The organism is Cellulosimicrobium sp. G4 BAM 1002 (genome assembly GCF_057126935.1).
This window is the reverse complement of sequence record NZ_CP182109.1, coordinates 36,315-56,090: the sequence shown is the minus strand read 5'-3', so window position 1 is coordinate 56,090 and position 19,776 is coordinate 36,315. Positions and strand designations below refer to the sequence as shown.

The 19,776-nt window shown below is 71.7% G+C and carries 11 protein-coding genes; 3 read left to right on the top strand and 8 right to left on the bottom strand.

The window, feature by feature from the left end:
* Positions 1 to 94: 94 nt before the first annotated feature.
* The 5 genes from ACMXGY_RS00220 to ACMXGY_RS00200 all read right to left on the bottom strand — a co-directional run bounded on the left by ACMXGY_RS00220 (position 95) and on the right by ACMXGY_RS00200 (position 10,536).
* Positions 95 to 4,816, bottom strand: coding sequence for an Ig-like domain-containing protein (locus ACMXGY_RS00220; protein WP_483774882.1), 4,722 nt, complete (start codon positions 4,814 to 4,816; stop codon positions 95 to 97).
* A gap of 320 nt (positions 4,817 to 5,136) precedes the next feature.
* Complete coding sequence (locus tag ACMXGY_RS00215) at positions 5,137 to 7,098, bottom strand: glycoside hydrolase family 127 protein (protein WP_483774881.1); 1,962 nt, start codon at positions 7,096 to 7,098, stop codon at positions 5,137 to 5,139.
* Positions 7,099 to 7,193: 95 nt separating this feature from the next.
* Positions 7,194 to 7,991, bottom strand: coding sequence for a carbohydrate ABC transporter permease (locus ACMXGY_RS00210; RefSeq protein WP_483774880.1), 798 nt, complete (start codon positions 7,989 to 7,991; stop codon positions 7,194 to 7,196).
* A 148-nt stretch (positions 7,992 to 8,139) separates the two neighbouring features.
* Entirely contained in the window at positions 8,140 to 9,093 is a 954-nt protein-coding gene (locus tag ACMXGY_RS00205) for a carbohydrate ABC transporter permease (RefSeq protein ID WP_483774879.1), read from the bottom strand.
* Positions 9,094 to 9,219: 126 nt separating this feature from the next.
* Entirely contained in the window at positions 9,220 to 10,536 is a 1,317-nt protein-coding gene (locus ACMXGY_RS00200; RefSeq protein ID WP_483774878.1) for an ABC transporter substrate-binding protein, read from the bottom strand.
* 322 nt (positions 10,537 to 10,858) lie between these two features.
* Here ACMXGY_RS00200 and ACMXGY_RS00195 point away from each other — a divergent pair, with 322 nt between their 5' ends.
* Positions 10,859 to 11,887 carry a LacI family DNA-binding transcriptional regulator gene (locus tag ACMXGY_RS00195; RefSeq protein WP_483774877.1) on the top strand — a complete coding sequence of 343 codons (1,029 nt, stop codon included), beginning with the start codon at positions 10,859 to 10,861 and terminating at the stop codon, positions 11,885 to 11,887.
* A gap of 90 nt (positions 11,888 to 11,977) precedes the next feature.
* Here the strand turns inward: ACMXGY_RS00195 and ACMXGY_RS00190 are convergent, their stop codons facing one another.
* Positions 11,978 to 13,366, bottom strand: a complete 1,389-nt coding sequence (locus tag ACMXGY_RS00190) for a permease prefix domain 1-containing protein (RefSeq protein ID WP_483774876.1) — start codon at positions 13,364 to 13,366, stop codon at positions 11,978 to 11,980.
* Positions 13,366 to 13,740: a PadR family transcriptional regulator gene (locus ACMXGY_RS00185; protein ID WP_483774875.1), complete on the bottom strand. Its 375-nt coding sequence runs from the start codon at positions 13,738 to 13,740 to the stop codon at positions 13,366 to 13,368. Before ACMXGY_RS00185 ends, ACMXGY_RS00190 begins: the two co-directional genes overlap by 1 nt.
* 139 nt (positions 13,741 to 13,879) lie before the next feature.
* Here ACMXGY_RS00185 and ACMXGY_RS00180 point away from each other — a divergent pair, with 139 nt between their 5' ends.
* Both ACMXGY_RS00180 and ACMXGY_RS00175 read left to right on the top strand, forming a co-directional pair.
* Positions 13,880 to 15,145, top strand: a complete 1,266-nt coding sequence (locus tag ACMXGY_RS00180) for a glycosyltransferase (RefSeq protein WP_483774874.1) — start codon at positions 13,880 to 13,882, stop codon at positions 15,143 to 15,145.
* A 208-nt stretch (positions 15,146 to 15,353) separates the two neighbouring features.
* Complete coding sequence (locus ACMXGY_RS00175; RefSeq protein ID WP_483774873.1) at positions 15,354 to 16,826, top strand: NAD-dependent succinate-semialdehyde dehydrogenase; 1,473 nt, start codon at positions 15,354 to 15,356, stop codon at positions 16,824 to 16,826.
* A 133-nt stretch (positions 16,827 to 16,959) separates the two neighbouring features.
* On the opposite strand, the gene ACMXGY_RS00170 is transcribed toward ACMXGY_RS00175, so the two are convergent.
* A complete protein-coding gene (locus ACMXGY_RS00170; protein WP_483774872.1) occupies positions 16,960 to 19,680 on the bottom strand; it encodes a pectate lyase family protein in 2,721 nt (906 codons plus the stop codon).
* Positions 19,681 to 19,776 lie beyond the last annotated feature (96 nt).

The window sequence follows — 19,776 nt, the reverse complement described above, 5'->3', positions numbered from 1 at the left end:
GCTCGCGCGAGAAAAGGGGGTCGTGCCGACGGCGGTGACGTCCCGGGCCGGGGCCCGGGGTCGGACACGTCACCGCCGTCGGCGGGGTGGGGGCTCAGCCGCAGGACGCGGCGTCGAAGCCCTCCGTGACGGTGGTCGTGGCACCGTCCGGGTCGCTCGCCGTGACGGTCACCTCGCCGGCCGCGACCGACGTCGCCCGTACGGCGAACGACTGGTACGCGTTCTTCCCGGGCGCCACGTCCGCGAGCTCCTTCGTCCCGTAGGGGGTGGTGAGGACCACGTCGACCGGGACGTCGTCGTCGTTCGTGGCCCGGACCGCGACGTAGACCTTGCCCGCGAGGCACCGCGTCTGCGCGGTGACGGACACGGCCGGGCCGGTCGGGACGCCGTCGCCGACCGTGAGCGTGAGCGTCGTCGTGGTCGTGCCCGCCGTGCTCACGTAGTCGGGCAGGACCAGGTCGCCCTGGATCACGTAGACGCCCGGCGTCTCGACGACCGACGCGTCGTAGTCCCACTCGACCCCGATCGCCTGGTTGTCGCGCGACCCGTCGTTGTACGAGACGGCGACCTTCGTGGGCAGCCACGGCTGCTCGCCGACGTCGACGCTCTGCTCGAACTGCTCGGCGCCCTGGATCGAGATGCCGCCGGTCGAGCTCTCGGGCCGCACGTAGACCTGCGCCTCGGCGATCAGGCCGTACGTGGTGTTGGTCCCGTAGACCGTGAACGGCTCGACGTTCGTCTCCGCCACCATGGCCGGCGTGATCGGCTGCCACGTGAAGTCGACGGTGCCCCGACGACCGCTCGAGTAGACGACGTCCAGCGACGCCGGGAGCGTCGGCACCTCGCCCGTCACGGTCCGCATGACGACGGGGCTCGCGACGGTGTCGACCGTGTCCCCGTTGACGCGCCACCGCAGCACGCCGGTCCCGGCGCCGCTGCCCTGCACGCCCGTGATGCGGACGCGCAGGTGCTGCGCCTCGACCGCCTCGAACTCGAGGTGGTTGTACGTGTCGCGCTGGAGCGCGCCCGCGTACGTCGAGCCGCCGGTGAGCGTGACGGGCGTCCAGTCGGTGCCGTTCTGCGAGGACTCGACCACGTACGTGTCCGCGCGCGGCATGCGGGTGCCGCCGTTGTCGTCGTACCAGTAGAGGTCCGTCGACGCGACGAGCACGGGCGACTCCCACGAGTACCGGATCCACGCGGCGTTCTGCGCGCTCGTGCCGTTCGCGGGCTGGCCCCACGTGCCCCAGCCGTTGCCTGCCCCCGGGTTGGAGCTCGCGGGCGTGGAGGACTCGTTGACACGCAGCGGGTTCTCCCACGACGCCGACCCGCTCGTCGTGATCGTCGCGAGCGCACCGAACTCGGCCGACGTGGCCTTCTCGGCCAGCTCGACCTCGACGTCGCGCTCGGTCGTGAGCTCCCCGTCCGAGGCGGTGAGACGGAAGGTGTAGACCCCGGCGGCCGTGCCGGTCACGGTCGTGGTGAGCGCGTCCGCGTCGCCGAAGATCACGCCCGCGCCGTCGGGCGCCGCGACGGTCGACCACCCGTAGGCGAGCGTCCCGTCCTCGGGGATGCCGTCGTCGCTCACGGTGCCGACGAGCGTCGTCGACAGGTTGCCGTCCTTCGAGCGGTCGACGTTCACGCCGACCGTCGGCGCGTCGTTGACCACCTCGGGGACCTCACGGCCCGAGTCGAAGACCTGGATCTCCGAGATCGCCGTCCAGTACGACGGGGCGTTCGTGAACGCGACCCGGACCTTGTCCGTGGTCACCGTCTCGAAGAGCGCCTCGTTGAACTTCGGCCCGGGGATCTTCGGGGCCTTGAACGCGTCCGGCACGGTGGTCCAGCCGCCGGAGCCGTCCGGTACCTGGACCGAATACCGCAGCGGCTCGCGGTAGCCGCCGGCCTGCCGGTCGCTGACGAACCACACCTTGACGTTGTCGAACGACGTCGGCTCGCCGAGGTCGAGCTCCACGTAGCCCGTGTCGCCCTCGGTCCCGTAGTTGCCCCAGTAGGGCTCGTTGACCGTCGTGCCGTCGGTCACCGCGTCGAGCGACACGGGACGCTCGGTCTCCGCGATCGCGCCCGGGGTGTAGTTCATCGAGCCCGTGCTCCAGCCCGGGGTGTGGAACTGGCGCCACGGCGTCGGGCGTGCGCCCTCCTGGGTGGCCGACGACGACAGCGCGGCCCCGCGCGCGAGGTTGCCCGCGTCCTCGGTGAGGTCGATGCCCGCGGTCTTCAGGTAGGAGACGACGCGCTCGTCGTCGATCGGGGTGTCGACCGCGCTCGGCACGTCGGCACCCGCGTCGTCGACGACCGTCACGACGAGACCTTCGTCGGACTCCACGACCTCGTTGGCGGCGGGGTCGTAGACGAACCGGCCGAGACCGTCGGCGGCGACCTTGCGCTCGCCGTCGACGAAGAGCGAGTAGCCCTCGCCGAGGCCGTAGTGCGAGCCGTCCGCGTCCCAGACGATCGTGACGTCCTTGCCGTGGTACCGCAGGTTGTTGACCATGAAGTGGTCGTACCCGAGGTCGATCGGCCAGAGCTCGATCTTGTCGTCGGACCGCGGCTGGATGCCGCCCATGTCCTCGACGTAGATGTAGTTCATGTTGCCGAGCATCACGTGGTTCGGGTTGTTGCGGTTGTACGTCTGCGTCGCCGGGTTCCAGTTCGAGTAGTACTCGGCCTGGTTCGGTGCGCGCAGGTCGCCGTTCGGGTAGACGCTCCACGCCATCCAGTCGAGCAGCCGCGCGGCGTACTCGGGGGTGACGTACTTCTGCTCCGGGTCGTAGTGCCGCAGCGCGGAGCGCACGGCCCGGTACTGCACCGTGAAGTTGATGTTGGAGAAGTTGTTCGAACCACCGATGTTGTACTTCGTCTTGTCGTACTGGTTCGCCGTGTAGAACGGGAAGATCGGGAAGTTGTCCCCGTACCGCAGGAAGCGGAACCCGTCGACGTACTGCTCGGCGTCCTCGACCGGGATGAGGTCCTGGGCGTAGACGTCGTAGAGGTTGGACTCGCGCGCCGGGATCAGGTCGCGCTCGGTCTCCGGGAGCGGGTTCGCCGCACCGTTGTTCGACGTGGGGGCGGACGACGCTCCGTGCGACGTGCCCGCGAGGAACATGCGGGCGGAGTCGCTCCAGAGGCGGTCGAGGATCGCCGTGCGGATCTCGTCCGCCTGCGACTGCATCTCGGCGACCTTGCCATCGTCGGCCCCGGCCATCTCGTACAGCTGCGCGGCCGCGTCGAAGTCTCCCCAGACGTACGCCGACTCCGGCCGCTCGATCGTGCGCGCGCCCGGCGCCCCGGCGTTCACCTTGGGGAACCCGAACGAGATGGCGTCCGAGTCGTTGCCGGGCATGTAGTTGGTGTCGTAGGCGATGAGGCCGTCGTCGTTGCCGTCGTAGTGCTCGAGCTGGCCCTTGCCGTCGCCCTCGAAGTACGTCGCGAAGCGCTCGGCGACCGCCGGACCGCCGCCGTGCACGTTGTACGCCTCGAGGCCCGCGGTACCGAGGTACTGCGAGTAGTGGTTGTTCCAGCTCGTGTGCCCGGGGCTGTCGAGGAACGCCGACGACCCGGACAGCTCACCGATGTTGAGGATCTGGCCGTAGCCCAGGTAGGGGTTGCGGATCCACTTCGTGTCCTGCAGGTGCATCGGCTGCGTGAGCGCGACCGAGTTCTGGTAGAGGTTCACTCCCTCGATCGTCGTCGGGTACTGGTACACGTAGCCCGGCTCGTTCGTGTCGAGGCTGTTGTAGCGCTCGCCCCACCACCGGTAGACGATCGCCTTCTCGACGGCGTCGTTCGGCACGTCGACGTAGGGGATGTCCTGGGCCCACTGGCGGTTGAACGCCGTGACGCCGTCGCGGAACGCCTCGGCCGGGTCGAGCGCCGCGTACTCGCGGAACTGCTCGAACGACTGCGGCAGCGCGGCCGAGCCGAGGACGCCGACCACCGAGAGCTCGACCGAGCCGCCCGCGGGCACCGTGACCGCGCGGTCGAGGTTCGTCCCGGAGCGCTCGAAGCCCTCCGCCTTGAGTCCCACGGTGACCGTGGACCACGGGGTGTCGACGAGGCCGTTGTTGGCGCCGCTCGTCAGCGTGCGGGTGCCGGTGAGCTCGTCGGAGGCGTCGGTGGACGTCGTCGCGAGCGGGGACGCCGCGCGCACGGTGAACGACGCGTCGGCCGCACCCGGGTTCGTGAACGTGATCGTCGTGAGCGCCACGTTGTCGTACGTGATGAGCTTCCGGAGGTCGGCGGTGACGCCGGTCGTCCCGACCGTGTACCGCGCCTTCGCGTGGCTCGGCGCGTTGAACCGCTGCGCCCCCACCTCCGTGACCGTCTGGCCCGGCACGGTCACCGTGTACAGGTTGCCGAGGTTGTTCGGGCCGCCCGCGTACGCGGTGCCCGCGAACCCCATGACGTTCCAGTTGCTGCCGCCCCGCAGGTACAGCGAGCGCCCGCGCGTCTGGAGCACGCCGTTGCCCTGCGTGCCGCTCACCCCGAGCACACGGTCGAGGTAGAAGTCGGTCCCTCCGGCCGCGAGGTCCTTCTCGAAGATCGACCCGTGCATCGAGCCGGCGGTCCACGGCACGCCGGGCTCGAGCGCGGCCGTGACGGCGTCGACCCCCGTGTACGTCGGGTCGCCGATGTCGAGCGAGTCGGTCTCGCCGCTCGTGTACACACCGACGTCGCTCTCGTTGCCCGGCAGCACGTCGGCCTGCGCCGCCGTCGGCACCAGGGCCACCCCGGTGAGCGCCAGGGCGCTCGCGGTCGTCGAGACGACGACCTTTCTCCACGTTCTTCCGGACATCACCAAGTCCTCTCCATCGGGAACCTGCACGGTCGGGCGCCACCCGTCGTGGGGCACCCCGGGTGACCTCGACGTCACCGGGCCGGCCCCTCACCCACCGGTCGTCAGTAGTGAAGCATCACCTCCGAAATCCCGCAATGGTTTTCGGTCCGTCGGTCTGGCCGGGCTGCGCCGCCGCAGGTGGGACGCGCACAGCACCTCTGAAGTGCGGCGATGGGTGCTGCGGTTTTCGGGAACGTGCCCGGTATCGGGGTCGGGCGACGCGCGGCGGCGCAGGAGCCGAAATGCTTTCGGGTACCTTTTCTCCGCGGCCCTGCCGATCAGGCGACGGGGATCCACACGCGCATCGTCGACGGACCCCGGCCGGCCCAGTCGTGGTAGGCGACGAGGGGGACGTCCACCCCGTCGGGGGCGAGCTCCCGCTCACCGGCGCGGTCCGCCGCGGTGTACGGCCACGAGGCACGGCGGCCGTGCGCGACGGGGACGACGCGCACCACGACCCGGCCACCTGACTCCCGGGGAGGCACCGACGCGTCGACGCGCACGTCCGCGACGTCACCGCCTCCCGGCAGGTCGACCGACTCGAGGCACAGGACCTCCGGGCCCCGCTGCACCGCCACGCACCCGCGCACGGCGTCGATCCGGTCGTCCGGCCGCAGGAAGCGGGGCGTCATGTCGAGCTCGAGCTCCACGACGCTCCCCGCCCGGAGGTCGGGCACGGCCACCGACCCGGCCGGCACGTGCCGCGCCGCGCGCCCGTCGACGGTGAGCGACGCCGTCGGCGACCACTGCGGCACGCGCAGCGTGAGCGCCCACCGCTCGCCGGGCGCCTCGACGACCCGCACGCGCACGCGGCCGTCGTCCGGGTACGCGGTCTCGACCTCGAGGTGGACCGCGCCTCCGCCGGGCAGCGCGGCACGGATCTCGCTCGGGGCGTACTGGTGGATCTGGACGCCGCCCTCGTCGACCGTCGCGACGTACGCGGCGAGGCTCGCGAACGTGCGCGCCACGTTCGGCGGGCAGCACGAGACCTCGAACCACGGGGCACGCAGCGAGGACTCCGCGCGGCGGCTCACGGCGTCGGGAGCGGCAGGCTCCCCCGGGACGCGCTGGTGCAGGGTGTTCGCGTAGTAGAACGCCTGGCCGTCGTCCGCGGGCGACGTCGCGACGACGTTGAACAGCGCGCGCTCCATCGCGTCGGCGTAGCGCGCGTCGCCCTGGGCCAGGAGCAGCCGCCACGCGACCATGGTCGAGCCGACCGCGGCGCACGTCTCGGAGTAGGCGCGGTCGGGCGGGAGGACGAAGTCCTCGCCGAACGCCTCGTCCTGGTGGTGCGACCCCTGGCCACCCGTGATGTACGTGCGGGTCGCCGTCGTGCGCTCCCACTGCCGGGCCACCGCCGCGACGAGCTCGTCGTCACCGTTCTCCACGCCGACGTCGACGGCACCCGCGGCCAGGTAGTTGGCGCGCACCGCGTGCCCGCGGAACACGTCCGCGTCGCGCACCGGGACGTCGTCCTGGTAGTACGACCGCCCCCACTCGATGTCGTCGAGCGTCCCGCGACCACGACGCTCGACGAAGAGCGCCGCCTGGCGCACGTAGCGCGGCTCGTCGAGCGCCCGGCCGAGCTCGGCGAGCGCGACCTCGATCTCGGCGTGCCCGCACACCCCGGGGTTGGCCCCCTCGCCGAACGTCGCGCACACGTGGTCCGCCGAGCGGCGCGCGACCGCGACGAGCAGGTCGTCCGGGTGACCCGTCCGGACGCGCGCGACGGCCGCCTGCATGAGGTGCCCCTGGCAGTACAGCTCGTGACCCCACTCCAGGTCGGAGTAGCGGGCGCCCTGCCCGGGGCGCCCGAACATCGTGCCGACGTAGCCGTCCGGCTGCTGCGCGTCCGCGACGCGCCGCACGATCGCGTGGAACCGTGCCTCGAGGTCGGCGTCCGGCCGCCGCCCGAGCTCCCACGCCATCGCCTCGAGGAGCTTGTAGATCTCGGAGTCCGAGAACTCGCGGCCGCGCCGGGACCGCGGGGAGCCGCCGTGCGCGACGGCGTCGAAGTTCGCGAGCCAGCCCTCGCGCTCCAGCCAGTGCTCGATGTGCGCGAGGGTGGCCGCACGGTTCGTCTCCTGACGCCGTGCCCAGAACCCGTCGGTGATCCGCACCTGGGCGAGCCCGAGCGGCACGAGCCGTCCGGTCGACGGGACAACCGGGCGACCGCCCGTGCTCGACGTCCCGCGGCCGGAGTCGGCCGGTGACGCGGGTGCGGTCGGGGTGAGGGTCATGGGGGTACCTCCGGGGGTGGCGGCGCCACCTCGGTCGTGGGGGGCCGCGCCGGCGAGGGCGCGGGGTGCGGGCTCGGGGGCGACGGCGGGCGTCGTCATCCCTTCAGCGCCCCGGACATGAAGCCGCGCACGTAGTGGCGCTGGAGCACGAGGAAGAGGACGACGCACGGGACGGCGAGCACGACGACGCCCGCCTCGGTCGCGCCGTAGTCGACGATCCCCATGACCTGCTGCCGCATGTTCGCGACCGCGAGGGGGAGCGGGGCCCGGTCGGAGTCGGCGATGAGGATCAGCGGAGCGACGAAGTCGTTCCACGCGGCGAGGAACGCGAAGAGCCCGACCGTGATGAGCCCGGGCTTGACCGCGGAGAGCAGCACGCGGCGCAGGGCGCCGAACGACGAGCAGCCGTCGACGAGCGCCGCCTCGTCCAGCTCGCGCGGCACGGACTCGAACGAGATGCGCATCATGAACGTCGCGAACGGGAGCTGGAACATCGTCAGCACGAGCGAGAGGCCGAGGAGCGAGTTCTGCAGCCCGATCGCGTTGAGGAGGACGTACAGCGGGATGAGCAGCGTCGCGTACGGAACCATGAGGATCGCGAGGGTCACGAGGAACAGCACGTCGCGGCCGGGGAAGCGGAACCGCGCGAACGCGTAGCCGCCGAGCGTCGACACCGCGAGCGTGAAGATCACCGTCAGCCCGGACACGACCACCGAGTTGCCCAGGTACTGCAAGATGCCGGCCTGGTAGTTCGCGAGGGTGACGTAGTTGCCGAACCCCCAGCCGTCCACCTGGTTCGAGCCCGGCTGGGGCGAGAACGACGCGACGCCGGCCCACACGAGCGGGAAGAGGAAGACGAGGGCGAGCCCACCGGTGAACACCCAGTACGGCATCCGGGTGGCGATGCCCGCGATGCGGGCCCGGGGGGCGGCGGGCCGGCGCGAGGGCGACGGCGGGTGCGCGGCGGCGGTGCGGGATGGAGTCCCCGAGGGCGTGCCGGAGGGGGTGCCCGACGGCGGGGCGCTGGGTGCGAGGGTCATGTCACTTCTCCTCGGGGGCGCGCATCCCACGGATCTGCGCGACGTTGATGAGGACGAGGGCGCCGAGGACGATGATCGACAGCGCGGCGGCGACGCCCAGGTCGTTCTGGCCCTGGAAGGCGATGTTGTAGATGAGCTGGACGACCGTGATCGTGCTGTTGTCCGGGCCGCCCTTCGTGAGGATGTAGAACTGGTCGAACGCGAGCAGCGAGCCGGTGACGCACAGGATCGTGCACAGCGCGAGCGACGGGCGCAGGAGCGGCAGGGTCACGCGCGCGAAGGTCTGCCAGCGGCTCGCACCGTCCATGCGCGCGGCCTCGTAGACCTCGTGCGGGATCCCTTGCAGGCCCACCATGAGCAGCAGCATGTAGAACCCGGCGAAGCGCCAGACCACGAGGAACACCGTCGACCACAGCGCGCCGTCCGGGGAGCCGAGGAACGAGACCGGCGCGTCGACGAGGCCGAGGCGCTCGAGGAACGGGGAGATCGGGCCGACCTGCGGGGAGTACAGCGCGTAGAAGAGGAGCGACGCGGACGCGAGGCCCAGCGCGCTCGGCACGAGGACAGCGGTGCGCAGGAAGCTCTTCCAGTGGGTCGACTCCTGCACCAGCAGCGCGAGGCCGAGTCCGAGGCCGATGAGGAGGACCGTGGCGATGGCGGTGTACTTCAGCGTGAAGACGACCGAGTCCCAGAAGAACCGGTTGTCGACCGCGTCCTGGAAGTTCTCGGGGAAGTTCACGCCCTGGTTCCCCGAGAGCAGCGGCCAGTCGGAGGCCGACATCTGCCCGACGAGGAGGACGGGCAGGACGAAGAACACGAGGACGAAGACCGCGGTCGGAGCCGCGTAGGCCCAGCCGTTCAGGGCGTGGCGGCGGCCTGGGCGGCGACGACGCCGGGACGGTGGCGGGGTTCCCGCACTGGTGAGGTCGCTCGAGAGCGGCAGCTGCACTGACATGACGTGCTCCGGTGGCATGGAGTGGGGTGGGGACGAGGTGCGCCGGCCGGTGGGTGACCCACGGGCCGACGGGTGCCCGCCGTCGTCGCCTCGACCGGGGTCCGGCGACGACGGCGGGGACCTGCGCTACTGCGAGAGGACCGCGGTGATCTCGTCGTTGTCGGCGTCGATGCTCGAGCCGTCGCCGAAGACCGCGTTGCGCACGAGGGTGAGCCACGGGCTGTTCGGCGCGTTGAACGCCTGCTGGAAGTTGAGCGCGACGGGCGTGCGGCCCTTCGCGGCCACCTCGTTGATCATCTGCACGCGCGGGTCGGCGGACGAGTACTCGTTGTCCGTGAGGTCGGCGCGCGAGACGACGTCGCCGTTCTGGGCGAGGACCTCGACCTGAGCCTCCTCCGACATCATCCACTGGAGGAAGTTCCACGCCTGGTCGGACTGCTCGGAGTCCTTGGAGATGCCGAGGCCGTCACCACCGACGAAGGTCGACTCGCCGCCGTCGGGACCGGGGATCGGCGCGACCCCGACGTCTACCGTCTCGTCCGCGGTCGACAGGAGCGTCGCCGGGTACGGCATGACCCCGACCTTGCCCTCCTGGAACGGCGCGACCCACGTCGCGCCGGTCTCGTCGCGCGTGCCTGCGCCGACCGCGTCGGAGTCGACGAGGTCCTTGAAGGTCGAGTAGACGTCCTTCGCGGTGTCGCTCGCGAGGAGCGACTCGGTGCCCTCGGCGTTCATGACGTCCTCGTCCGCGGCCCAGACCATCGGGAACCAGGTGAAGACGAGGCAGCCGCCGCAGTTCCCGCCGAAGAACGTGCCGTCCACCCCGCCGCCGAGAGCGTCGACCGCCTTGGCCTGCTCCGCGTACTCGGCGAGCGACGTCGGACCCTGCTCCGGGTCGAGCCCGGCCTGCTCGTAGAGCGCCTTGTTGTAGAACATGACGGACACGTCGAGCACGAAGGGCAGGACGTGCTCCGCGCCGTCGGCGGACGTCCCGGCCTCGAGGTGACCCTGGTTGATCTGGTCGGCGTAGTCGAGCTGCTCGATGTTCCCGCTGATGTCCTGGAAGAGGCCCTGCTCGACCCAGTTCGGCACGTACACGATGTCCGCCGCGAACAGGTCGGGAAGGCTGTCGCTGCCTGCCGCGGCACCGACCTTCGCGACGTAGTCGTCGTTCGGCACGATGGTCAGCTCGACCGTGTTCTCGTGGCTGTCGTTGTAGGCGTCCACGAGGAGCTTCGCCTGCTTCTCGAGGGGTGCGCGCGTCCAGAGGGTGAGCGTGCTGCCGTCGTCGACCCCCTCGGGGCTGCTGATCTCGGCGCCGTCGCCGCCCCCGCCGTCGCCGTCGCTCGAGCCGCCGCACGCGGCGAGCCCGAGGGCGGTGAGCCCGATCACGAGCGTCGAGGCCACGGCCCTCGTCGCCGATGTCCTGCGGTGGTTCGTCATCTCGCTTCTCCTAAGCACTCGTCGTCGAGCCCTGCCTGCGTCCGGCACCCGTGCCGCACGTCCCGAACCGTTTTCGGTCCGGCTGTCGAAGTCCGGCCAGGAGATCTGGCCGTGTCACCTTCGTGGCCGCTATTCTTGGTTCTCCGCGGCCCCAACGGGACACTGTTGACCCGAGACGCGCTTGACGGAAAGCAGCCGAAAAGGTTTTCTGAATGTAGGACAGGTCGGGGCGGCCGTCAAGCGATCCGACGGGTTACAGTTCCATCACGTAGGACCGGCAGGGGCGCGAGGGCGCCCGGATGCCAGGAGGGGGCACGGCCTCATGACGAACCAGGGCAACGGCGCACCGCGAGCAGCGACGCTCACCGACGTGGCCCGCCTCGCCGGCGTCTCCATCGCGACCGCCTCGAAGGCGATCAACGGCCGTGACCAGGTGAAGGCCGAGACGCGTCTGCGCGTGCTCGAGGCCGCCGAGCGGCTGTCGTTCGCGCCGAACGCGCTCGCGCGCGGGCTGCTCAAGGGCCGCAGCGGGACCGTCGGGCTCCTCACGAGCGACCTCGAGGGCCGGTTCTCCATCCCCGTGCTCATGGGGGCCGAGGACGCGTTCGGCGCCGGCCGGGTCTCGGTGTTCCTGTGCGACGCGCGCGGCGACGCGATCCGCGAGCAGCACCACGTGCGCGCGCTGCTGTCCCGGCGCGTCGACGGCCTCATCGTCGTGGGGTCCCGCACCGAGCCGCGGCCTCCCCTGGGACCGGACATCCCCGTCCCCGTCGTCTATGCGTACGCGCCGTCCGAGGACCCCGCCGACCACTCGATCACCGCGGACAACGTCGGGGCGGGCCGCCTCGCCGTCGAGCACCTGCTGTCGTGCGGTCGGCGCCGGATCGCCCACGTCTCGGGCGACCCCGGATACAAGGCTGCGCAGGACCGGGCGACCGGCGCGCGCGCGGCGCTCGACGCCGCGGGCCTCGAGCTCGTCGGTGGGCAGACCTACTTCGGCTCGTGGAGCGAGGGCTGGGGGCGGGGCGCGGCGCGCATGGTCGTCGAGCAGCACCCGGACGTCGACGGGTTCTTCTGCGGCAGCGACCAGATCGCCCGCGGCGTGCTCGACGCGCTGCGCGAGCTCGGTCGCGACGTCCCGGTCGACGTCTCCGTCATCGGGTTCGACAACTGGGAGGTGCTCTCGACGAACGCGCGCCCCCAGCTGAGCAGCGTCGACATGAACCTCGAGCGCGTCGGTCGCGTCGCTGCGCAGCGGCTCTTCGCCGCGATCGACGGCACCGTCCGGCCGGGCATCGAGGAGCTGCCCTGCCGCGTCGTGACGCGCGCGTCGAGCGCCCCCATCAACTGACCGCCCTCCCAGGCACGCCGAACCCGGGGTTGCGTGCCGATCGGCGCCTCGAACGGCACGCAACCCCGGGTTCGGCAGAGCGCGGTGTGCTCAGGCGAAGCCGAACACCGGCGGGAACACGACGGCGACGAGGGCTGCCCACACCGCATAGACCGGGAGGAACCGGGTCTGCCACCGTACGAGGTCGGCGTACGGCCGTCGGCTCCTCAGGAACCCGGTCGCGAGCCAGGCGGACCAGGCGAGGTGCACGAGCAGCAGCAGGTTCAGCCCGAGGGCCGCGGCCTTGTTCGGGCTGACGCCGAACTCGGCGATGCGCGTGAGCATCGCGGTGAGCGCGAACGCGTCGACGGCGAGCGCCGCGACCACGAGCACGACCTGCAGGCCGTCGAAGAACGAGCGCGGGGCGAGCGGGTCACGTGCGGAGACCGAGTAGAGCAGCAGGCACAGGACGAGGACGAGGATCGCGTCCATGAGGATGAGGAGCTCGCGGTCCACCGCGGCGAGGTTCCCCGCCGTCGCGAGGACGACGAAGACCGCGAGCAGCATGACGAGCGTCAGCGGCGTGAACACGCGCGTCAGGACGGGCGCGATGTTCTCGACGACGTTCTGCTTCGCCTCGACCAGCCACGCCGCGACGACGAGCGCGCCCGGGACGCAGAACGGCAGGATCCAGTTCTCGAGGTAGGGCTCGAGGTCGACGTCGGCGAGCGAGAAGACGCCGGCCGTGAGCCCGAGGAGCACGCCGCCGCCGAGGGCGAGGAGCGTGAAGTAGACGGCCAGCTCGCCCGTGAACCGGGCGAAGTCCATGCGCCGGCCGTCGGACCGCCAGCGCCCGCCGACGTACGCGAGCCCGACGACGGCCCACAGGGTGACCGGCGCACTGAGCGCGGCGAGGACGAGCGTCGAGCCGGCGGGCTCGAACGGGTAGACGTTGAGCACCACCCCGAGGACGACGAACGGCACGACGAGCGCCGCGACGACGCGCGCCGTGACCTGTCGCTTCCACGCGAGGTACGCGGTGAGGAACGGCAGGACGAGCAGCCCGACGTTGAGGTACAGGGTGTCCTCGTCGAGGGTCTCGGCCGCGATCTTCACCGCGACGCCCGCACCGACCGCGAGCGCCAGCACGACCGCGAGCTCGCGCCACGAGCGCCGGCGCCCGGCCTCCTCCTCACGGACGAGCACGAGCTGCTTCCACAGCCGGTCGGAGTGCTCGCGCGCGAACTCGCGCGAGACGTCGTCGAGGCTGCCCATGCGCTTGACCGCGACGAGGAACGCCTCCTCGTCGTCGAGCCCGGTCGCGCGCAGGTCCTCGACGCGCTCGCGGAGGTGGTCCTCCATCTCGTCGACGTCGGCCTCGGCGATGGCCTCGCGACGCCGGACGTACCCGCGCCACTGGTCGATCTGGGCCTCGAGCTCGGCGTGCGGACGGGGGGCCGCCGCACCCGCGGCCCCGGGCGCCGTCGTGCCGGGGGCCATCAGGCCCACCCCTCGGCGAGGCGCGGCGACTGGGGCAACCCGTCCTGCGTGGTCTGCCACACCTGCTTGAGCGCGTCGGCGACGACGCTCCACTGCTGCTGGCGCTCGACGAGCGCCTCCTTGCCGCTCGCGGTGATCGCGTAGTGCTTGCGCCGCCGCCCGACGTCGGACGTGCCCCACGACGCCTCGACGTACCCGAGCCGCTCGAGCCGGTGGAGGAGGGGGTAGAGCATGCCGTCGGTCCACTGCATCCGGCCGCCCGAGAGCTCGTCGACCCGCTTGAGGATCGCGTAGCCGTAGGACTCGCCGTCGGCGAGGATCCCGAGGACGAGCGGGGTGGCCGACGCGGCCACGAGGTCCTTGTCGATACGCATGGCACTCCTATGCCTAGTGGTGCTAGGGATATAGACCCTAGCAGATCTAGGGTTGGTCGCCGCACGGGTATAGCGTGGTTCCCCCGACGCCGCCGTGGCGCCGACCGGCGCACGCGGCAGGACGACTGGGGGTCCGGTCATGCCTCGCACCTATCTCTTCGCCCTGACCGACGGCGGCGGGACGGTCCCGCCCGAGGTGGGGGCCGTGCATCGGCTCGTGGAGCGCGGGCACCGCGTGCGGGTGCTGGCCGAGGACTCGATGGCGCCCGAGGTGCGCGCGAGCGGCGCGACGCTCGTCCCGTGGCGCACGGCGCCGAACCGCCCGGACCGCGACCCGGCGCACGACCCGCTCCGGGACTGGGAGGCTCGCAGCCTCCTCGCGCAGGCGCGGGACATGGGTGACCTGATGATCGCCGGCCCGGCTCCCGCATTCGCACGCGACGTGCTCGCCGCCGTGGACGACGAGCGGCCCGACCTCGTCGTCACGTCGGTCTTCGCGTTCGGCGCGATGATCGCCGCGCAGTCGCGCGGCATCCCGTTCGACGTGCTGATCCCCAACGTGTACGTGCTCCCCGCCCCGGGACGCACGCCGTTCGGCGCGGGACTGAAGCCCTCGCACGGCCCGCTCGGCCGGCTGCGGGACCGGGCGATGACCGCCACGTCGACACGCGTGTTCGACCGGAGCACGCGCAAGCGGTTGAACGCGCTGCGCGCAGAGCTGGGACTGGCCCCGCTTGCCCGGTCGTGGGAGCAGATGAGCGCCGCGCGCCGCCAGCTCGTCATGACCAGCCCCGCGTTCGACCTGCCCGGCCCGCTCCCGGCCAACGCGCGCTACGTCGGGCCCGTGCTCGACGACCCGTCCTGGGCCGACGGCGTCCCGTGGTCCGCGCCCGAGGGCGGCGACCCGCTCGTCCTCGTCGCGCTCTCGTCGACGTTCCAGGACCACGCTGCGCTGCTGCGCCGCATCGTCGACGCGCTCTCGGCGCTGCCCGTGCGGGGGGTCGTGACGACCGGTCAGGGCCTGGCGCCTGGCGAGGTGCCGGGGACGGCGAACGTCACCGTCGTCGCGTCCGCGCCGCACCACGCCGTCATGCGCGAGGCCGCGCTCGTCGTGACGCACGGCGGGCACGGCACGCTGCTCAAGGCCTTCGTCGCGGGCTGCCCCGTCGTCGTCCTGCCGCACGGACGCGACCAGCCGGACAACGCCGTGCGCGTCACGCTGCGCGGGGCGGGGGTCGCGCTGCCGCGCCGCGCCTCGGCCGACCGCATCGCCGGCGCCGTCCGGCAGGTCCTCGACGACCCTGCGTACAAGCATGCGGCCAAGCGGCTCGGCGCGGCGATCCGGCACGACGCCGAGCACAGCACCCTCGTCGCCGAGCTCGAGGGTCTCGACGCCGCGCCGTGAGCACGCGGCGGCGTCCGCCCTCACCTGTGTCGATCTACGGCTTGCTTCTCACAACCAGACACGTGTGTGTCGTATGCGCTGGTACAGGGTCACACCACGTACAGCGGCGTGTCCGCCCGGTCTGCGCTGCACGTCGTCAACCCGGGCAGCGACATACCGCGCGGTATGCTCGCTGTTTTCCCTGCCCGTCGCCGGACGAAGGAGTCCTATGACCGACACCCGCGAGGCCGCGCTGCTCGCCGCCGTTCCCGACGGCCTCTTCGTCGGCGGCACCTGGCGCCCCGCCGAGGACGGCGCCGTGCTCGGCGTCGACGACCCGTCCACCGGGGAACGGGTCAAGGAGGTCGCGAGCGCGTCGGTGGCGGACGGCGTCGCCGCGCTCGACGCGGCCTGCGACGCGTTAACCGCGTGGGCCGCCACTCCCGCTCGCGTGCGCGCCGAGATCCTGCGCCGCGCGTTCGACCTGCTGCAGGAGCGCGCAGAGGACGTCGCCCTCCTCATGACGATCGAGATGGGCAAGCCGCTCGCGGAGGCGCGCGGCGAGGTCGCGTACGGCGGCGAGTTCCTGCGCTGGTTCTCCGAGGAGGCGCCGCGCGTCCAGGGCCGCTACGGCGCCAACCCGGCAGGCACCGGCCGCATGATCGTCACGCAGCACCCCGTGGGGCCGTGCTACCTCATCACGCCGTGGAACTTCCCCCTCGCCATGGCCACGCGCAAGATCGCGCCCGCGCTGGCAGCCGGGTGCACCGTCGTCGTCAAGCCCGCGGCGCTCACGCCGCTCACCACGCTCTTCCTGGCCCGCATCCTCGAGGACGCGGGCCTGCCCCCGGGCGTCGTCAACGTCGTCACGACGACGCAGACCGGCCCGGTCTCCGAGGCCATCATCCGCGACCCCCGGCTGCGCAAGCTGTCCTTCACGGGGTCGACGCCGGTCGGGCAGAAGCTCCTCGAGCAGGCGGCCACAGGCGTCCTGCGGACGTCGATGGAGCTCGGCGGGAACGCGCCGTTCGTCGTGTTCGACGACGCCGACCTCGACCTGGCCGTCGAGGGCGCGATCGCGGCGAAGTTCCGCAACATCGGGCAGGCGTGCACGGCGGCGAACCGGTTCGTCGTGCACCGGGCGGTCGCCGACGAGTTCGCGCGCCGCGTCACCGAGCGCGTGCAGGAGTTCCGGACCGGGCGGGGGACCGAGGACGGCGTGCGGATCGGCCCGCTCATCGACGACCGGGCCGTCGCGTCCGCGGGACGCCTCGTGCGCGACGCCGTCGAGCGCGGCGCCACGCTCCGGACCGGGGGATCGGCGATCGAGGGCCCGGGGTCGTTCTTCGCCGCGACGGTGCTCAGCGACGTCCGGCCCGGCAGCGCCGTGCTGCGCGAGGAGATCTTCGGCCCCGTGCTCGCCATCGTCCCGTTCGACGACGAGGACGAGGCCGTGCGCATCGCGAACGACACGGAGTACGGGCTCGTCTCCTACGTCTACACGCGCGACCTCGCCCGCGGCCAGCGCATGATCGAGCGCCTCGAGACGGGGATGATGGGGCTCAACGTCGGCGTCGTGTCCGACGCGGCCGCGCCCTTCGGCGGCTGGAAGATGTCCGGCCTCGGCCGCGAGGGCGGCGCCGAGGGGATCCACGAGTACCTGCAGACGAAGTACACGCTGACGGCCGACCCGTTCGCGTAGACGACGCGGCACCCGCCGGCGCACGAAGCCCCCACCGTGGGAGGGCGCGGGGGGGGCGTCGGTGGGCCGGGGCGGGGACCGACGGCGGTCCCCGCCCCGACGTGGTGCACGGGTCTCCGTGAGGAGGGTCGGGCTACCCGGCGTAGGTCTCGAGCTCGGCGATGCGCGGCGTGCCCGACGCGCTCGTGATCACGAGGTTGACCTTCGTGGTCGAGGTCGCGGGGAAGGTCACCGTCCCCGCGCCCGAGCCGGTCTTGAGGACCGCGCCCGTGTCGTTGTTCACGAGCCTCCAGGAGCCGAGCGTGCCGCCGCCGGACGCGGTCCGGATGACGACCGAGGAGACCGTCTTCGCCGTGCCCCACTTGACCGAGACCGTGCCGGTCGAGCCGGCGGGCGACCAGTAGGTGGCGGTGTCGCCGTCGACGACGGCGCCATAGCTCGTGCCGCTCGCCTTGCTCGAGCCGTCCGCACCCGCGCCGATGCTGAGGTTCGTGCCCGACGGCGGGTCGGTCGGGTCGGGGTCCGTCGGGTCGGGGTCGGTCGGGTCAGGGTCCGTCGGGTTCGTCGGCTCGCCGCCGAAGGCGACCCGCAGCGAGCCGTCGGCCGCGAACGACCAGCCGAGCTCGCCGTCGTACGCCCCGCACGCGGAGCTGTTCGAACCGGACCAGAACGAGTTGCCGCCCGCGTCCGTGCCGACCGTCTTGTCGTTCGCGCCGGAGTCGCACGACACGTTGCCGCTGAAGCGGTGCGTCCCCGCGTCGAAGCTGAAGTTGCGCTCCGCGTTGCCGACCGCCACGTTGCCGCTCACGGTGATCGAGCCCGGGTTCGAGTTGTAGGTGAAGCCGTGCTTGCCGTTGTTCACGGCGAACGAGTTGCGCACGACGTGGTTCACCTTGATGCCCTCGCCGCCCAGCTTGTAGCCGTTGCGGTCACCGTTCCCGGCCTGGCCGCCGTTGGACAGCGTGCCGTTCTCGAAGGCGAGCGAGTTCTCGATGGTCACGGCACCGATCGGACCGGTGTCGGTCTTCGTGTACAGGTCCCAGCCGTCGTCGATGTTGTGGTGCGCCACGGTGTTGCGGAACACGTTGCCCGGGCCGGAGGTGAGCTTGGCCGCGAAGCCGTCCGCGTCCTCGCCGTCGGAGTCCACGTTGTCGTGCGACTCGCTCGACACGATGAGGTTGTTCGACGGCCACTCGCTCGCCGGCGCGCCGGCGACGAGACGGGAGAGCTGCAGCCCCGTGTCGTTGTTGTGGCGGGTCACGACGCGCTCGATGACGTTGTTGTTGCCGCCGAGGAGGATGCCGTTGTCACCGGCGTGCTCGACCACGATCCCGTAGACGTGCCACCAGTCGCCGCCGATGGCGAGACCGCGGTTGGCGGGGTCCTCGGCCTGCGCCGAGAAGTTCAGCACCGGCTTCTCACCGGGGTAGGCGGACAGCAGCGTGCGGTTGCCCGACGTGCCGTCGTTGCCCGGCTCGATCGTGACGGTCGACGACAGGTTGTACGTGCCGCCGCGCAGGAAGATCTCGCCGCCCGAGGCGACGCGGTCGATCGCGACCGGGAGCGTCGTCGGCGCCGACAGCGTGCCGGCCGCGCTCGCGCTGCCGTTCGGCGCGACGTAGATCGTCTCGGCGGTCGGCTCCGGCGGGTCGGTGGGGTCCGGGTCGGTCGGGTCAGGGTCCGTCGGGTCCGGGTCCGTCGGGTCCGGGTCGGTCGGGTCGGTCGGGTCCGGGTCCGGCGTCTGCGGCGTGCACGAGCCGTCGGAGACCTTGAGGCCCTTGTTCGCGCCCGCCGTCGCGCTCACGAGGTTGGGGACGCAGCTCGCGCCGTCGAGGGTGAACGAGTAGGGGACGGAGATCGTCGTGGTCGACGTCGGGTTCGGCCCGGCCGGGTTGATGTCGCCGCCCTTGGGGCTCCACGTGACGTTGTCGAACACGTTGCCTGACACCTGCCACGAACCCGGGAGGTCCGTGTAGAAGGTGCCGAGGACGTCCTTCGAGTCCTCGAAGTAGTTGTTGTCGACCTTGGCCTTGCCGCCCGCGCGGGCGTTGATGCCGGACTCCTTGATGCCCCGGTAGTGGTTGTTGTAGATGTGTGCCGTCGCGCCGCGGAGCAGCGGGACACGGGAGTCGAGGTTCTCGTAGAGGTTGTGGTGGTACGTCACGGGGCCGTTGCCCAGGTCGCTGTCGCCGGAGCCGACGAGGCCACCGCGCCCGGAGTTGCGCAGGATGCTGTACGAGAGCGTCACGTACTTCGTGTCGCCCTTCATGTCGAACAGGCCGTCGTAGCCCTCGGACTCGCCGCCCGAGGCCTCGAGCGTCACGTGGTCGACCCACACGTTGCTGACGCCCGACTCCATGCCGATCGCGTCGCCGCCGTTCGACGTCGGGGAGCCCGACTTCTTGACGTTCTTGACGGTCACGTTCTGGATGATGATGTTGCGGGCCTCACGGATGTGGATGCCCAGCTGGTCGAATGTCGCGCCGCTGCCGACGCCGACGATCGTCACGTTGCTGATCTGCTTGAGCTCGATGACGCCGGCTGCCGTGTTGCAGCTCTCGCCCGAGACCTTGGCCGTGTTGCCGTGGTTGATGGTGCCCTCGACCTCGATGATGATCGGGGTGTCGTCGGCGGCCCGGTTGCACAGGGCCGCGTGGATCTGCGTGCCTGTCGTGGCCCGGACCGTCTGTCCGCCGGCGCCGCCGGTCGTCCCGCCGTTCTGGGTCGCGTAGCCGGTCGGGCTGCCGGTCACGGCCGCGCTCGCGGTCGTGGTCAGGGCCGTCACACCCATCGTGGCGGCCAGGGCCGTCGCGGCTCCTGCTGCGAGCAGTCGTCGTGCGACTGGTCGTCTCATCGTCGTGCCTCACCTTCGTCGTCGAATCGGGGCAGTGCGGTGGTACCTCACGGTCCACTCCGAGATCTCACGTCTCCGCGTCGGTCGACGCGGCGC